10 protein-coding genes are annotated in these 16,176 nt (G+C 57.7%); 5 read left to right on the top strand and 5 right to left on the bottom strand.

Annotated features, from left to right (window positions below):
* Window positions 1-284: 284 nt before the first annotated feature.
* From ACGY09_RS11730 to ACGY09_RS11720, 3 genes are all read right to left on the bottom strand, one after another.
* Window positions 285-1,382: a site-2 protease family protein gene (locus ACGY09_RS11730; RefSeq protein WP_397571666.1), complete on the bottom strand. Its 1,098-nt coding sequence runs from the start codon at window positions 1,380-1,382 to the stop codon at window positions 285-287.
* Between the two features lie 64 nt (window positions 1,383-1,446).
* Window positions 1,447-2,784, bottom strand: a complete 1,338-nt coding sequence (locus ACGY09_RS11725) for a Gfo/Idh/MocA family protein (RefSeq protein WP_373650066.1) — start codon at window positions 2,782-2,784, stop codon at window positions 1,447-1,449.
* A gap of 315 nt (window positions 2,785-3,099) precedes the next feature.
* The gene (locus ACGY09_RS11720) at window positions 3,100-3,891 is read right to left on the bottom strand and encodes an SDR family NAD(P)-dependent oxidoreductase (protein WP_397571665.1); all 792 of its coding nucleotides are present in this window, start codon (window positions 3,889-3,891) and stop codon (window positions 3,100-3,102) included.
* A 236-nt stretch (window positions 3,892-4,127) separates the two neighbouring features.
* Here ACGY09_RS11720 and ACGY09_RS11715 point away from each other — a divergent pair, with 236 nt between their 5' ends.
* A complete protein-coding gene (locus ACGY09_RS11715; protein WP_397571664.1) occupies window positions 4,128-5,357 on the top strand; it encodes a glycosyl hydrolase family 28-related protein in 1,230 nt (409 codons plus the stop codon).
* Window positions 5,358-5,481: 124 nt separating this feature from the next.
* Here ACGY09_RS11715 and ACGY09_RS11710 read toward each other — a convergent pair whose 3' ends face one another.
* A complete protein-coding gene (locus tag ACGY09_RS11710) occupies window positions 5,482-6,312 on the bottom strand; it encodes a PIG-L deacetylase family protein (RefSeq protein WP_397571663.1) in 831 nt (276 codons plus the stop codon).
* A gap of 605 nt (window positions 6,313-6,917) precedes the next feature.
* On the opposite strand from ACGY09_RS11710, the gene dnaK reads away from it, so the two are divergent.
* The 4 genes from dnaK to ACGY09_RS11690 all read left to right on the top strand — a co-directional run bounded on the left by dnaK (window position 6,918) and on the right by ACGY09_RS11690 (window position 13,249).
* The gene (gene dnaK, locus ACGY09_RS11705; protein ID WP_397571662.1) at window positions 6,918-8,816 is read left to right on the top strand and encodes a molecular chaperone DnaK; all 1,899 of its coding nucleotides are present in this window, start codon (window positions 6,918-6,920) and stop codon (window positions 8,814-8,816) included.
* Window positions 8,817-9,002: 186 nt separating this feature from the next.
* Window positions 9,003-11,624, top strand: a complete 2,622-nt coding sequence (gene clpB / locus ACGY09_RS11700; protein WP_397571661.1) for an ATP-dependent chaperone ClpB — start codon at window positions 9,003-9,005, stop codon at window positions 11,622-11,624.
* 428 nt (window positions 11,625-12,052) lie between these two features.
* A complete protein-coding gene (locus ACGY09_RS11695) occupies window positions 12,053-12,514 on the top strand; it encodes a MarR family winged helix-turn-helix transcriptional regulator (protein ID WP_373650073.1) in 462 nt (153 codons plus the stop codon).
* Window positions 12,515-12,844: 330 nt separating this feature from the next.
* The gene (locus tag ACGY09_RS11690; RefSeq protein ID WP_397571660.1) at window positions 12,845-13,249 is read left to right on the top strand and encodes a DUF1398 domain-containing protein; all 405 of its coding nucleotides are present in this window, start codon (window positions 12,845-12,847) and stop codon (window positions 13,247-13,249) included.
* Window positions 13,250-13,291: 42 nt separating this feature from the next.
* Here the strand turns inward: ACGY09_RS11690 and ACGY09_RS11685 are convergent, their stop codons facing one another.
* The gene (locus tag ACGY09_RS11685; protein WP_397571659.1) at window positions 13,292-16,144 is read right to left on the bottom strand and encodes a protein kinase; all 2,853 of its coding nucleotides are present in this window, start codon (window positions 16,142-16,144) and stop codon (window positions 13,292-13,294) included.
* Between the last annotated feature and the right edge of the window lie 32 nt (window positions 16,145-16,176).

The following is a 16,176-nucleotide window of genomic DNA, read 5'->3' as shown; positions in this document are numbered from 1 at the left end:
GGATCCACCTGGACGGACGATCCCGTCGACGTGTCATTGGCGGCGACTCACGGCCAGCGGAAGGGTGCAACCAATGTGCCGATGCGCAAAACCGAAGAATCATCTGCGCGCGAGCATTCCAAAGGGCCGTCCTGATATACGATCCGGCAGTGGAAGGCCGGGAGAGATGCCGGTTTTCGATCAGACTGGTGCTTAAACACAAGCCATGGTCCGATGGTGGGCATCGAGACGGTCCTGTTGGGAGGTGATTATCCCGACGGCATTCCTCTAGCACCACCAGAGGTTCATGGTGATCGAGTCTGCTTTTTCCCGATAGCCGAGACAATCTGCAGGAACTCGTTGACGTTCTCTGCGGTCAGCAGTCCGACGAGGTGGTTTCGATTCATGACGGGGGCCGTAGAACAGCATTCTGCCTGCCGAATCCGTGAGAATGCCAGATCGAGCATCTCGTTCGAGTCGACGGAAAGAAAATCGCGGCGCATGACCTCGCCCACCTGCTTGTCCGGGCCATGCTGCTGCAGGGCAATCATCAGGTCGCGACTGGGAAGAATGCCCACCACCTGCGAATCTTGCATGACGGGAAAATCGGTCTGGGGGGTCGCCAGAATCAGTTCAATCGCCCGTTGCAGCGTTTCTTCCGGGTGAAGCGAATGAAACTCGGTCATCATGGCCCGTTTGACGGGAATTCCGCCCAGTGTGGTCTTCATCGTGACCATGCTGGCTTCCTGTTCGGCTCCGATCCAGACGAACAGAGCAATGAACATCAGGAACGGATTGGTAAAGAAACCCACGAAGGCGAACAGCAACGCGATCGCTTGGCCGATCGATGCGGCAATGTTTGTCGCCTGGGCATATTCCAGCCGCGTCGCCAACAAGGCACGCAAGACCCGCCCTCCGTCCATCGGAAAAGCCGGGATCATGTTGAAGACGATCATGATGATGTTCACCGCCATCAGTCTCACGACGAAGGGGCCGCTGGTGACACTGAATTGCTCAAGAGATGAAACTCTTGAAATCAGCAGCATCCAGGCCAGCAGCACCGCGGCGATGATGACGTTGACTGCCGGTCCGGCCAGGGCGACCCACAGTTCCTGCAGGGGATCTTCCGGCATCCGTTCCAGTCTTGCGACGCCGCCGATCGGCAGGAGCGTGATGTCTCGCGTCCTGATTCCAAACCGGGCCGCCATCAGTGCGTGACCGAACTCATGCAGTACAACGCAGGCGAAGAGTGCCAGGGTGAACCCGACACCTTCGAGGGTTTTCCCGAGTTCGTGGCCCTCGCTCCAATGGCTCAGGACCACAAACCCGATCAAAATCAGAAACGTGGCATGCATGTAGACTGCGATGCCACGAAACTCGCCCAGCTTCCAGGACCACTTCACAATTCACCTTCTTTCAAAGGTCGCGACGGGATGCCGCCGCGACCTTTAAAGTGCCGGTTTCACATCATGCAACGGCTTCGACTTCGAAACCCTTCGTGTACTTCTTCGTCAACAGGGCGTTCGCTTCGGGAACATTCTTGATCCGCAGAGCTTTCGCGTCCCATTCCAGCGTTTTGCCAGGATGGAGAGCGGCGATGTTGCCCAGTTGGACGGTTTCCGTAAGCGGGCCGGAGTAGTGGAATCCATCACTGGTCGGGGTGTTGGAGAGGACTGCATCGACCCAGACGTGCCAGTGGCTGAGAGCCTTTTCTTCCGGTCGTTTGAAGTCGGCGAACTTGGCCTGCGGGTAGAGCTGTGGCATTCCGATGTGAGGAAGAACCATCGTTCCCCCTTCGCCAATGAACAGCGAGCCGCCGCCGGGCAATTCGACTCCGTCGGGTAGCTGCGCCAGATCGCGGAAGGGTTTGCGGCCCCCGTCGTACCAGGTGACCTTGAGGGTATCCCCTTTTGTGAATGGCGTTGAGGGGAAGACGTACGTGACCGTTTCGGGGCCCGGCCAGAGCTCGGGGTTGAACCCTTCATGCTCGGCCGTGATGGACAGAGGTGCGGTCAGATCCAGAGCCGAGAACACGGGATCCAGAATATGGCAACCGAAGTCGCCCAGAGCGCCGGAGCCAAACTCCTGCCATGCGCGCCAGTTGAAGGTGTGGTAGGCCTTGTCTCCATAGGGTCGATCGGACGCCGCTCCCAGCCAGAGCTTCCAGTTCAGTGACGCGGGGACTTCGGCAACGGGTGGTCGGCTGGTACCGGCGTAGTGCTGGTGTCCATTGACGCCAATCCAAGAATGAACGGCTTTGATCTTTCCAATTGCCCCTTCCTTGAGCAATCGGACGCCGAGGCGGTACTCGAGATTGGAATGAATCTGATTTCCCATCTGGGTGATCAGTTTCTTCTTTTCGGCCAGCAGTCGCATCTGGCGTGCTTCCCAGACAGTGTGCGTCAGTGGCTTCTGACAGTAACAGTGCTTGCCGCGGTTCATTGCGAACATGGCTGCGGGGGCATGCATGTGATCCGGGGTCGAAACGATCACGGCATCCAGCTTGTCGCCGAGCTGTTCGATCATTTCCCGGTAATCGGCGAAATGAGGGACACCGGGGTAGTGTTTGTCGACCTGATCGAATCGTTGGGAGTCGACATCGCAGAATCCGACAAACTTCACTTTCGGATGAGTGCCAACGCTCGACAGGTCGGCCCAGCCCATTCCATTTGCTCCGATTGCCGCCACGTGCAATTCGGCCTTCTTGGTCTCCTGAGACAGGACGGCAGGAGCAGCCCAGGCCGCCGCAGCACCCGCAGCGGTTGTTTGAAGAAACGAACGACGGTTCAGCAATCTCTGACTCATAGGAGCTCCCTCACTGTAGTTGACGATCTATCCATCGACTTCGATGAATCGATATTGGAAGTAGTTCTGTTTCGAAGGGCAAGTTCTGCCAAAAGATTCTTGGCGTTTTCCCCACAGACATTCTGTGGGCGAATTAAAACGATTTGCATGCAATCCAGTCGCTGCGCCGGAAGCGGATTGAGTGCGTGCAGTACGGAGGATCGGGAATAGAAACCACAGATCGCAGTTTGACCATCGCGCAGGGGTTTGCGGTGAGTCACCCAAAGCGTGATGGTGATGCTGTCCCGCAAACGGGGTTTGATGACAAGACGAGGCTCACGACAGCGGAATCGGCCAGGGCATTCCGCAGGTGATGCCGCCATCGACGTAGATGACCTGTCCGGTTAGAAACGCGGCTGCCGGACTGGCGAGGAAGATGGCCGTCCCGATCAGGTCTTCGGGTTGTCCCAGTCGCTTCATGGGGCAGTTGGCGGTGTTCCAGGCTTGCATTGTGGGGTCTGACCAGAGTTTCTTCGTGAGGTCAGTCAGGATGAAGCCAGGGGCGATGCCGTTTACACGGATACCGTGCTCACCCCATTCCATTGCCATGCCGCGGGTCATGGCCGAGATTGCGGCTTTACTCATGGCATACGGCTGGACCCCCTTGAGGGGACGGAATGAGTTCAGTGAGTCGATGTTGATGATCGAGCCACCCCCTTTCCGTTCGAGCATGTGTCGCCCTACCTGCTGAGCCACCAGAAAGGCTCCTTTCAGATTGATGTCGAGGATCCCGTCGAACTCTTCGATTGTGTAGGTTTCGACTCGCTTGCGGATATTGACACCGGCCACATTCAGCAGACAGTCGATCCTGCCCAACGTGCTGATCACGCTTTCGACCATACGGGGAATGTCGTCAGGTTGGGCGACGTCGCAGACGAGAGTTTCAACAGGATGTCGCCCGGTGGAAATTTCCGAGGCTGCCTTTTCGAGAGTGGACAAGTCTCGGCCGGTTATTGTCACGCGGGCACCACGACGAGCAAATCCTTCTGCCAGTGATCTTCCGATCCCCCGACTTCCCCCAGAGACCAGCACGGAAAGGTCAGTCACGGAAAAGAGCGAATCCGTCATGGTCTGCATTCCTCAATTTGTAATGACATGTGGTAGAACACGCGGCGAGAACGCGTCGTGTTTTGTGCGCTACGGATAATCCTGCAAGTTTCTCGGCGGCTATTAAACGATGTGCGAAGTCGACTTGCCACTATGTCGACCGGACCGATGTTCAGGAGTGGCCGACGCCGTGTCCGCAGGGAATCTGTCGTTGCCGAGTTCTTCATGCAGTCTGGAATCGGAAGCAAAGGTTGGTCATGAATCGAATCACTGTCGGCGTTGCCGGACTGCTTGGATTGCTGCTGGTCGTCGTCCTGATGGAGAGGCCGCAGACAGAACGACTTTCGGCGCAGGTCGACAGGAAGCGGGCTCATGGAGAGGTCAGCGTGCTGGACTTCGGCGCGATCGGCGATGGAAAAACGGATGATCGGGCTGCCATCCAAGCGGCGATCGATGCGGGTGACGAGATTCATTTTCCCGATGTTCCCCAGTTCTACCGGATCAAGGGGACGCTACAGATGGGAGGCAGCAAGCAGTCGGGTGGCAAGCGGCTGATTGGGCATCGTCCCTGTCGCGGGGGAGGTGCCTTCCAGGGGAAAGGCCCTCTCTTACAGGGTGAGGGAGCGGGGCCGCTGTTTGTCGCCAAGGGAGGGACGCAACAGAACCGGGCGATCGAACTGGTCGGTCTTTCCGCTCTGAACGAGGGCTCGTCCGTGGTGGACCTGATGAGTGGCATTGATGCGATGATTGACAATTGCTGGCTGAAAAGCCTGAGCAACCCGGACGCCACGGTGCGATTACGGGAAAGCTACAACGTCACGATCCGGGAATCGACGATCGTGTGCAGCGGTGGTGGGTTTGCCATCACGGCATACCAGCAATGCAATAAGCTGCGGGTGCAGAATTGTCGCCTGGGTGGTGGTGATCTTGGCGGGGCGATTCACGTTGAACAGTCTGCCAATGTGCAGCTGGAAGGTAATCTGGTCGAACTGGGTGTCTACGGGTTTGTCGTTTCATCAGGGATTCGACTGGACCAGCCCGATGCAGGAAATGTTGAAGGGGCGGGGGTCTGTCACGCCTTGCGGATTGCCAGCAATTACTTCGAGAACGTGCAGCATCCGCTGGTGATCGGTTCGGCGTTGAACCGGGGACAACATCCGGGGCAGGCGGTGTTCGGGGCGGTGATCGAATCCAACAACATCGGCACCTATGGCTTCGATAGCCCGCTGATGACTCTGGGCCGGCTGAGAGCGGCGTCGATTCGGGGTAACAGCTTCTGGCGCAAGGCAGACGGCAAGGCTCCGGCCATCCTGGTGACGTATGCAGCGGGGGCAAATCCCTCACACCCCACGGGCTGTGTCGTGGAAGCGAATCACCTCACGAATGGAGCGGGGCCCTTCTTCACTGGGGCAGAAGCGAAAGCTGCTGGCGCCACCCTGTTGCAACGGCTGAGAACTGATAACGAGATCAAGCAGCCCGAGAAGTAACACCGTTATCTGGATAGGTCAGGAACGAGGGCAAATGATCTTGGCAGGCGCGGAAAGGGATCTTACTTTCCGCGCCTGCCGATTTCTCGATCGCTTGCCGCTCGTTCCGGATGGTGAAGCCTGCTCAGGCGGGGAGCATCGGGAACAAATGCTTGCGGGTTTCTTCCGTCATGGGCGAACCGTACTCGCACGGTTCGAACGCTTCGATCCAGCGAACCTTCTGTCCCCGTTCCGCGCCGTATGTCTTGATGATCTGATCTCGGAAGCGATCGGCGAGCGGTCCGTTGAATTGCAGGAAGAACTCACGCAGGTACTCTCGTTCGGCCTGCGGGTCGCGAGGGAAAGTTGCTTCCTGGCAGAGGGTGTAGGGGAGCCATTCAAAGAACTGTGAGCGATGGCAGGCCATCTGATCGAGCATCGTTTCCAGCACCGGTTCCACATCGACGACGATCGAGGGCTGAAACGGTGCGGGACGCTGAAAGTTATCCGAGAGGTAGGCGATCACGGGATTGACCCGCAAGGCAGGAACCTCAGGGACGATGTGGGGAACGATCACCATATAGGCCGCATCGCAGACCAGGGTCGATGTGGCGCGGTGGTCGGGGTGATAGTCATTCGGACGATGGGTCAGGATCAGATCCGGCTGGTACTTGCGGATCAAGGCGATGAGCTCGAAGCGAGCCTCGATTGTCGGAAGAAGCTGACCGTCTCTGTTGCCGAGGATTTCGTACTCAATCCCCATCAAGGCTGCGACGGCATCGGCTTCGGCCCGACGGACCTTGACCAGTTCGGGCGGTTTCAGGCGATGATGTCCTGCTTCACCATTCGTGAGGCAGACGTATTTCACCTGATGGCCCGCCTGGCGGTACAGTGCGGTCAGGCCGCCGGCCTTGAGTTCGCAATCATCGGGGTGTGCTCCAATCACGAGCAGTCGTAGGGGATCCGATGTCTTCATTCTTACCTTTTACTCAACCTTCTGCCGTGAATTTGACTGAGGGATCGTCTGCAATGTTGACCCAGACGTGAACGTGGGGTGTTCCCCGGTGGTGCCAGACGAACGAGGGACCTTCGAGCCGCCAGTTGTCCCATTCGTCATCCTGACCGAGGTCGTCCGACTTGTAGAATGCCAGTCGGCACTTGTCGAGCCCACCCTGGGCATCGAGACATTTGACGCCTTCGTCACGATCTTTCGTTCGGTAGGGCTCGATCAGGGCGTAGGGGGCTCAGCATGCGCGGCACTGAGGTCAATTACAAAACGACAGCCCCCTTCCCAGCCTCTGTGAGACCCCCAGCAGAAACGGTGAAAACCTGATGTGCTTGTAGTTGGAATCCGTTGTTGCCAAAATGACAGCGGGTCGATTTGGTGTGAGGCGACGCAGGGCTGCAAAAACGGCAGTGGCTCTGGGAAATCTGAAAGCGTGCGAGTGAGAGGCCCTGAAAAACAGGGGTTTCGGAGAAGATTACCGAAGAAGTCGAAGTTGGCGCGGCCTTTGCAATCAGGGGACGCAGACGTGTGGAGACCTGTCAAATAACCTCCTTTCAACTTTGGAGACATCGGCTATGGCCATTCAAGAGAAGATCATCGGCATTGACCTGGGGACGACGAACTCGGTTGTCTCTGTGATGGAAGGGGGCGAGGTCAAAGTCATTGCGAATCAGGATGGGAATCGGATCACCCCCAGCGTCGTCGCTTATACGGAAAAGGGTGACCGACTGGTCGGTGACCCAGCCAAGCGTCAGGCGGTCACCAACCCCCGCAACACCATCTACTCCATCAAGCGATTCATGGGTCGACGTCACAGTGAAGTCGAATCCGAAGAAAAGATGGTCCCCTACAAAGTCGTGGGTGGGCCCGAGGAATACGTAAAGGTCGATGTCCATGGCAAGACCTACACGCCGCCAGAGGTTTCGGCTCAGGTTCTGCGCAAGCTGAAGGAATCTGCGGAAGCGTATCTCGGACATACCGTCACGCGTGCTGTGATCACCGTTCCCGCCTATTTCAACGACGCTCAGCGTCAGGCGACGAAGGACGCGGGTGAAATCGCCGGCCTGAAGGTCGAGCGAATCATCAATGAGCCTACGGCCGCAGCGCTGGCCTACGGTCTTCAGAACAAGAAGAACGAAAAGATTGCCGTCTTCGACCTTGGGGGCGGTACGTTCGACGTTTCGGTTCTGGAAGTCGACAACGAACTGGTCGAGGTGCTGAGCACCAACGGGGACACTCACCTGGGTGGTGACGACTTTGACGAAGTGCTGATCAAGCACATCGCTGACAAGTTCCAGGCCGAACACGGGATTGATCTCCGCAAAGACGCCATGGCCCTGCAGCGTCTGCGTGAAGCGGCCGAAAAAGCCAAGAAGGAACTGTCGGGTCAGCAGTCGACCGACGTCAATCTGCCGTTCATTACCGCTGATGCGTCGGGTGCAAAGCACTTGCAGTTGACGGTCACGCGAGCCGAGTTCGAGCGGATGATTGATCCGCTGGTCGAACGCTGCCGCAAGCCAGTCGAGAACGCCCTGCGTGACGCCAAGCTGTCACCCAGCCAGATTGATGAAGTCGTGCTGGTCGGTGGTTCAACCCGCGTTCCGAAGGTCCAGGAATTCGTGAAGAAGATGTTCGGCGGGAAAGAGCCTCACCGGGGCGTTAATCCTGACGAAGTGGTGTCGATCGGTGCTGCCATCCAGGGGGGGATCATCTCGGGCGATGTGAAGGACATGGTCCTGCTCGACGTGACTCCACTGTCGCTGGGTCTGGAAACCGAAGGGGGCGTGCTGACCGTTCTTATCGAACGCAATACGACGATCCCCAAGACGGCCACACAGACCTTCTCGACCGCCGCCGATGGTCAGACCGCTGTGACCATCAGTGTCTACCAGGGTGAACGGCCGATGGCACGCGACAACCGCCTGCTGAATCAGTTCAACCTCGAAGGGATCATGCCCGCTCCTCGTGGCACGCCGAAGATCGAAGTGACCTTCGATATCGATGTGAACGGGATCCTGAACGTGAAGGCCAAAGACCAGGCGACCGGCAAAGAGCACTCGGTCAAAATCGAGAACTCGAGCGGTCTGGACTCGGGCGAAATCGAAAAGATGAAGAAGGATGCCGAGGCACACGCGGCCGAAGACAAACAGCGCCGTGAACTGGCCGAAGCAAAGAACAAGGCATCGACCTCGGTCTACGAAGTTGAAAAGGTGCTGAAAGAGCACGGAGCCAAGCTCGACGCCGCGTCGAAGGGCGCCGTGGAAGCCAGCATCGAAAAGGTGAAGGCTGCAGAAAAGGGCGACGACATCGCCGCCATCAACTCGGCCGTCGACGCCTTGCAGCAGGCCAGCTACGCCCTCAGTCAGCACATGCAGGGGCCCGCGGCGGGCGGCGGTGCTGAGCCGGAAGCCGCTCCAGAAGGTGGCAAGCCGGATGACGAAGTCATCGATGCCGAGTTCGAAAAGAAGAGCTGAGGCGGTTAAGGAATAAGAGTGAGCGTCCGGAGTGGGGGTTCGCCCACGCTTCGGACGGCTCTTGTTCGTGACAACAATCAGAAGTAGTGACCAGGCGTGCCGAGTGGCGTCAGCCCTCGGATTTCTCTCTACAGAACCGAGGCCGACCCGATCGGTTCGCCTTCGTCATTTTACAGGGAAAAAATTATGGCGTTTCGTCCAGACAAACTGACGGTCAAAGCTCAAGAGGCTCTTCAGTCGGCCCAGCAATTGGCTGAATCGCAAGGGAATGCTCAGCTCGTGCCACTGCATCTCTTAAAGGCCCTGCTGGACGAACAAGGAGGGATCGTACGTCCCCTGATGGAGAAGATCGGTATCCGCGTACCGCAACTGCGGTCGATCGTCGATGCCGACTTGGGCAAGCTGCCACGCAGTTCAGGCGGCGGGAGTCAGGTCGGCGCCAGTCAGGCGATCCGCCAGGTCCTCGACAAAGCGGCGGACCAGGCCGACTCGATGAAAGACGCCTTCGTCTCGACCGAGCATCTGTTGATCGCGTTGACGCTCGTCGATGACCAGGCTCAGCGTGTGCTGAAGCTGAATGGCGTCACGGAAGTCGATGTTCTGAATGCCCTGAAAACCGTACGGGGTTCCCAGACGGTGACCGACCAGAATCCCGAAGACAAATATCAGGCTCTGGAAAAGTATGGCAAGGACCTGGTGGCGCTAGCCCGGCAGGGGAAGATCGATCCGGTGATCGGCCGCGATCAGGAAATTCGCCGCGTGATTCAGGTTCTCTCCCGCCGCCGGAAAAACAACCCTGTTCTGATCGGTGATGCGGGTGTTGGCAAGACGGCCATCGTCGAAGGACTGGCTCATCGAATCGTGCTGGGCGACGTCCCTCAGAACCTGAAGGACAAGACGGTCATCGCGCTGGATATGGGTGCCCTGATCGCCGGGGCCAAGTACCGCGGTGAATTTGAAGACAGGCTGAAGGCCGTGCTGAAAGACGTCGCCGAAGCCGAAGGCCGGGTCATCCTGTTCATCGACGAACTGCACACGGTTGTGGGAGCGGGAGCTGCGGAAGGAACGATGGACGCGGCCAACCTGCTGAAGCCGGCCCTGGCACGTGGCGAACTCCACTGTGTCGGTGCAACGACGCTGGACGAGTACCGCAAGTCCATTGAGAAGGACCCGGCGCTCGAACGCCGCTTTCAGCCAGTCCTCGTCAACGAGCCCAGCGTCGAAGATACGATTTCGATCCTGCGTGGTCTGAAAGCACGGTATGAGTCCCATCATGGCGTGAGGATTACGGACGATGCACTGATCGGTGCGGCCACAATGTCGGACCGCTACATCAACGACCGGTTTCTGCCGGACAAGGCCATTGATCTGGTCGATGAAGCGGCAAGCCGATTGCGGATGGAAATGGACTCGATGCCCGCTGAGATCGACGAATCGACCCGTCAGTTGACTCGTCTGCAGATTGAGGCAGCAGCGCTGGCTCAGGAGCCAAGTGCCGACAGCAAGGCACGGCTGCAGGAGTTGCGAAAGCAGATCGCTGATCGAGAAGAGAGCGTCAACGCCTTGAAAGCTCGCTGGCAAGCCGAGAAGGAGGCGCTGGTTTCGATTCGGCCGCTCAAAGAAGAAATCGAACAGTTGCATACGGCGTACGATCAGGCCTTTTCGCAGGCTCAGCGAACAAACTCCAACGATGATTTCGTGAAGGCGTTTGACGTCGAAAGAAAACTGAAGGAAGCACAGAAGAAGCTGGAGCAAGCGGAACAGCGTGCGTCGCAACTGGGAGATCCCGGTCAGCGATTGCTGCGGGAAGAAGTGACTCAGGAAGACATCGCGAAGGTGGTTGGCACCTGGACCGGAATTCCTGTGTCCCGACTGCTGCAGACCGAGAAAGCAAAGTTGCTGGAGATGGAAGACCGAATCCATCGCCGGATGATCAACCAGCAGGAAGCGGTGACCGCGGTTGCCAACGCTGTCCGTCGCTCCAGGTCTGGACTTCAGGACCCTCATCGGCCGATTGGTTCGTTCATCTTCCTGGGACCTACCGGTGTGGGAAAGACAGAGCTGTGCAAGGCTCTGGCCGAGTTCCTGTTTGACGATGAACGGGCGATGGTGCGAATTGATATGAGTGAGTTCATGGAGAAGCACTCGGTCGCGCGTCTCATCGGGGCTCCTCCGGGATACGTCGGATACGAAGAAGGGGGCAAGTTGACGGAAGCCGTTCGTCGACGCCCCTACTCCGTGCTGTTGCTGGACGAAATTGAGAAGGCTCACCGAGACGTCTTCAATGTCCTGCTGCAGGTGCTCGATGACGGGCGGCTGACGGACAGTCACGGCCGGACGGTCGACTTCACTAACACGATTATCGTGATGACGTCCAATATCGGCAGTCAGACCATTATGGATCTGGCTGGGAAGGAGGATGATCATGAAATCCAGCGTCGAGTCCTTCAGGCATTGCGGAAAGAGTTCCTGCCGGAATTCCTGAATCGTATCGATGAGGTCATCGTCTTCCATCCATTGACGAAGAACGAGATTCGGCAGATCGTGGATCTGCAACTCGTCCGGCTGGAGAAGAGACTGGAGGAAAACGACTTCAAACTGATTGTGACCGATGCCGCACGGAAGCAACTGGCCGAAGAAGGATACGATCCGGTCTACGGAGCTCGACCGCTCAAGCGAGTGATCCAGCAGCGACTGCAGAACGAACTGGCGAACGCGATTCTCGGTGGCCAGTTCGAAGAAGGGACGACCATCACGATCGATGAGCAGAATGGCGAATTCACGTTCGCCGGAAGTCTCGATGAGTAACGAGCCCGCCCGGTCAGGGAATGGCACCAGACGGTTCACTGTCTGGATGAGGTGATCTCAAAAGAAACTCTCCCGGTTTTTTCCGGGAGAGTTTCTTTTTTCCCTGGTAGCGAAGGTGGCTGAAGAGATCGGTGCAGAGTTGAGGTAGCCCATGCCCAAGTCAGAGCCCAGGTCGGGCAAGCTGTCGGCAAGGCCGCTGAAACGGGAGCCCCTGGAATGGCCGCACGACCCTTTAGCGATCCGATTCTAAGCACTGTGTTCGTAGAACTGTCGACGTGGTGTTGACGTGTCAGGTTTTGTGAAGTAGTGTTTCCTAGGAAACTTCTTGTGGCTGTGGGTCTCAGGTCTTTGTGAGTTTCAGGTCAGGGGAAGTCCAGCAAGTTCGTGAGGCACGGGTGATGAGGTGATCGCGGTTCTGGAGATGACTCATGGAGAAGCAACCTCAGGTCAGTGAGCTGGAAACGCATCTGGGATATTGGTTGCGGTATGTTTCGAACCATGTCTCACATGCCTTCATGCAGAGGCTGGCAACGCACGGGGTGACCGTGGCGGAGTGGGCTGTGCTGCGGCGATTACTCGAGTATGAGCGTCTCAGCCCCAGTCAGCTAGCTGATCAGATGGGGTTGACTCGCGGGGCGATCTCCAAGCTCGTCGACCGACTTCACGGGAAGGCACTGGTTGAGCGTCTGACTTCGAAGGATGATCAGCGGTATCAGACCGTCGAACTGACTGCCGCAGGGCGACGACTCGTCCCGGAACTGGCGCGACTTGCCGATGAGAACGATCACGAGTTTTTTGGGCACCTTCCACCGCAAGAGGCTGCGTCGTTGATGAAAGTGCTGCAGGACATCGTCAGCAGCAACGGATGGAAAGACGTGCCTGTTGAATGAAGGTGGTTAATTACCCGTAAGCCGGAACACCCACGCATGGAGCACGGTGATTCTCTTTACGATCCGTCTCCTGCTCCACTGAATTGACGACTCGGCCACGCACGGGGCGGCCTCGGGGGAGTTCCCGAATGCGTTGAACGCTTGGTTTGGTATGCCCCTTCATCGTAAAGATTTCGCTTCCTGCCCGGTAAGAAGCTCTTCAGATCGCAATTCCCGACCGTGATTCCTGTTCAGGCAGGGCGACGCTACGGACTGCGTGCGCCACACGGGGACCGTACGCACGGCAGTGGGTGTCACCCTTAGATAAATTCCCAATTCAAAGGACAATCGATGGACGACCAGAAAGCCCAGGTGATGCGTGAGTGTGCTGCAGGTTCAGGCTCCGGCGAATTAACCTTCCCAGAGATTGTGGGACGCCTGATGGACATTGGGGTCGAGCGGTATCACGCCGACTACAGCCGTCAGGAAATCACCTATTACTTGCCCAGCGGGCAGTCTCTGGTCGTCGCTTCGCCGCACGAGCCTTTCCCCACCGGGGGCGAATTCCTGGTTGCCGCCGTCCAGGACGCGGTCGGGCAAAGTCAGCGGAATGAACACAGCTACTGCGATTTCGTTCGCAAAACCATGGCTGCGGGCTGCGTCGGTTACTTCGTACAAATCAGTGGCCGACGGGTCATCTACTTCGGACGAAACGGCGAAAGCCACGTCGAACACTTTCCGGGTGCCGACGCATAGAGGGCGGGAGTTTCTGCCAGCCCTCGTCCGAGCAGGTGTTGTTTACTCTTTGATCGCTTCCCGCACCTTCTGACAAAGCTGACGGTACAGCGGACCATACTGCGGATCTTCATCAAGATTTTTCAGGCCCGAGCCCCGGAGTTTTTCGAACCGGACCGGGGTATTCTCGCCCCGTTCGACCGCCTCCTTCAGCGCCTGATAGGCGGTTTCGACATTTCCCTGCAGTGAGGCGGCGATTGCCAGAATCACCTGTTTGCTGCGGCTGCGTTTGATGGAGCCGTCGCTGCGGAGCATCAGATCCTCGGCCCGTCGCGCGAGGGTCTTTGCTTCTTTCTCATCTTTGTTCACAAGTGCAATCGAGGCACGCGTGACCAGACACCAGGCAAAGTCATCCTTGCTGTTCGGATCGTTCTGCACCTGCTGCTCGGCGATTGTCACCGCACTGCGGGCTCGGGCGAGATACTGCGCCGCTGTTTCCGGATGGTCGAGCGATTGCCAGGTCAGAACCTCAGCAAGGCAGTTCTGGTAATAGGCCAGATCAGAAGCGTAGATTCGGATGCGGGGGAATTCCCGTGTCAGTTCCATCTGAAGCTGGACGGTCTTTTCAAGCTGCTTGACGGCGAGTTCCAGGTCCCCGCCGTAGCTCCGTTCCAGCATTCCGAAGTTGCCCAGCCCGCGTGCATACTGAAAGCGAAACTCTTCATCCTGACTGTTCGATTCATAAAGCTTTCGTCGCAGGTCCTGTGAGTCGTTGTAGCGCCGCTCGGCTTTCGAGACGTAACCTTGCGCCAGATGCAAGTCCCCCAGATATCCGTAGCTGCGTGCCAGGTCTCGCTCCAGGTGACTCTTGTCGATCTGGCTCTTCTCACGCAGCATGAGCCTTTTCAGAATATGAACACTTTCGTCGAAGCTGCTTTCCGATTCGACGAGAGCCCGCTTGTAGTCCTGATCATCGGCCTCACGACTGAGGTAAACCTGTCCCAGCAGATGGAAAATTTCGGCTTGATCCCGCTCCAGCAGCGCGTCGTTGCGGTTGATCTGGTGCAGCGTCTCCGCCATGTCGCGGGCCTGCTTCAGCAGACCTTCCGCCAGTACGTACTCTTCCCGCTGCAGGTGGACGAGACTTTTGTTGAGTTTGACATCGACTAACCGCCGCTGCAGTTCGTTCTTCGATGCGGCGGGCTTATCGCTGTCGAGCTGCTTTTCGTAAGTCTCTTCCGCCTGATGGAAGTACTTCAGGACGTCATTGGTGTCTTCCCCCAGGACGCGAGCGACCGTAGCGCGGAGCTGATAGACCCGACCCGTGTGCAGGGCCATCCCCGGCACGTTTTCGTAATCCTGCAGATAGTCGACGGCGAAATCGTTGATCCGGTTCATCGCGGGTTCGAGCACTGACAAATTGTGCGTTTCCCCGTTCGCCAGCGGTCGGCAAAGGTCTTCCAGCGTTTTCAGCGAGGTATCGAGAGTCTTCTCGACGATCGCATTCTGATCCTCGATGTAGCGTCGTTTCTCTTCTTCAATTCGCTGTGAGAATCGGAAACGGTCCGTTTCGTAGATCATCCACGCGGATACGATCGAAACCGCCAGCGCCGCAGTCCCCAGACTGATCGCGATTCCGCGATGTCGTCGAGCAAGTCGAAAAAATTTGTGGTACCAGCGGTCTGGCGCCACCAGCAGTTCGTCGTCCCGCATCCAGCTCGTCAGATCGCGTGCGAGCAGTGTGGCAGTGGAGTAGCGCGAGCCAGGTGAGAGGCTCATGGCCTTCAGGCAGATTGCTTCGAGGTTTCGCGGGATCGAGTGGATGACCTGATGAGGTCGCGGGAACTGAGCGTTCCGAACCTTTTCGCGGACCTGGGGGTCACGGCCGTCGAAGGGGGGCTTGCCCGTCAGAATTTCATAAAGGGTCGCACCAAGGCTATAGACATCGCTGGTCGGCGAGATGGGTTCGTCCGAACTCAGTTGTTCCGGACTGATGTACCCGTAGGTGCCCCCCCGCAGACTGTTTCCTGCTGCGTCACCAGCAGATTTGGGCCGTAGCAGGTCGAGTTCATTTTTCATGAACGTCTTGGTCCGTTCGAACGTCGAGGCGAGTCCCCAGTCGAGAACAAACGTTTCGCCGTATTGTCCGACCATGATGTTGGCCGGTTTGATATCGCAGTGAATGATCCCGACGTCGTGTGCATAAGCAACGGTTTTGCAGGCGCTGATGAGATGTTCCAGCAGGGTCAGCAGCATGCGGCGCGCTTCCTGGCTGTTGGGGCGTACGCTACGCACGGAGTGATACTCGCGGATGGCAGCGGCCAGTTCACGACCGTTGATCAGTCGCATCACATAGAACGGCCGGTGCTCGGCGTCTTCCCCATAGCCATAAACGGGGACGACGCCGGGATGGTCCAGTCGCCCCGTGATCTCGGCCTCGATCCGAAATTGTGTCAGCAGCGCAGGTTCCGAAGCGGCACGATCGTTGACCCGTTTGACTGCGGTTTCGCGATTCAGCGATTCGTCATAAGCACGGTAGAGGTCACCCAGGCCCCCCTTGTTGAACAACTTCAGTTCGCGATAGCGGGCATGGGAGGAGACGGAACCTGCTGTCACATCCGTGTTTCCGAGCGATACGGCGGTGACGATACTCTGGGGACTGGATGAGTGAACGGAAACAGGACGGCTGGACGAGGTGCTGTCGGGTTTGGGAGTTTCCCCGGCGTTGTGCTGGTCGATGCGACTCTGAATGATCGTAAAATTTTCCAGAAACGCCTGAAGTTCCGTCCGGATCTCAGGATAGCGTGTCAGGAACTCGACACTGTTGGGCTCGGCCCCTGCCCTGATCTCGCGAAACCATTCGGAAATGGCGGCGTCCAGGGAGTTCCTCTCGGATGATCGGGTATCTGTCGACATAGGTTCGGTCGCTACAGGCGGATTGCGGTGGC

This window comes from Schlesneria sphaerica (genome assembly GCF_044336245.1).
Taxonomy (GTDB): domain Bacteria; phylum Planctomycetota; class Planctomycetia; order Planctomycetales; family Planctomycetaceae; genus Schlesneria; species Schlesneria sphaerica.
Note: the sequence above shows the minus strand (reverse complement) of the source record. Positions and strands in the feature narration are given on the sequence as shown.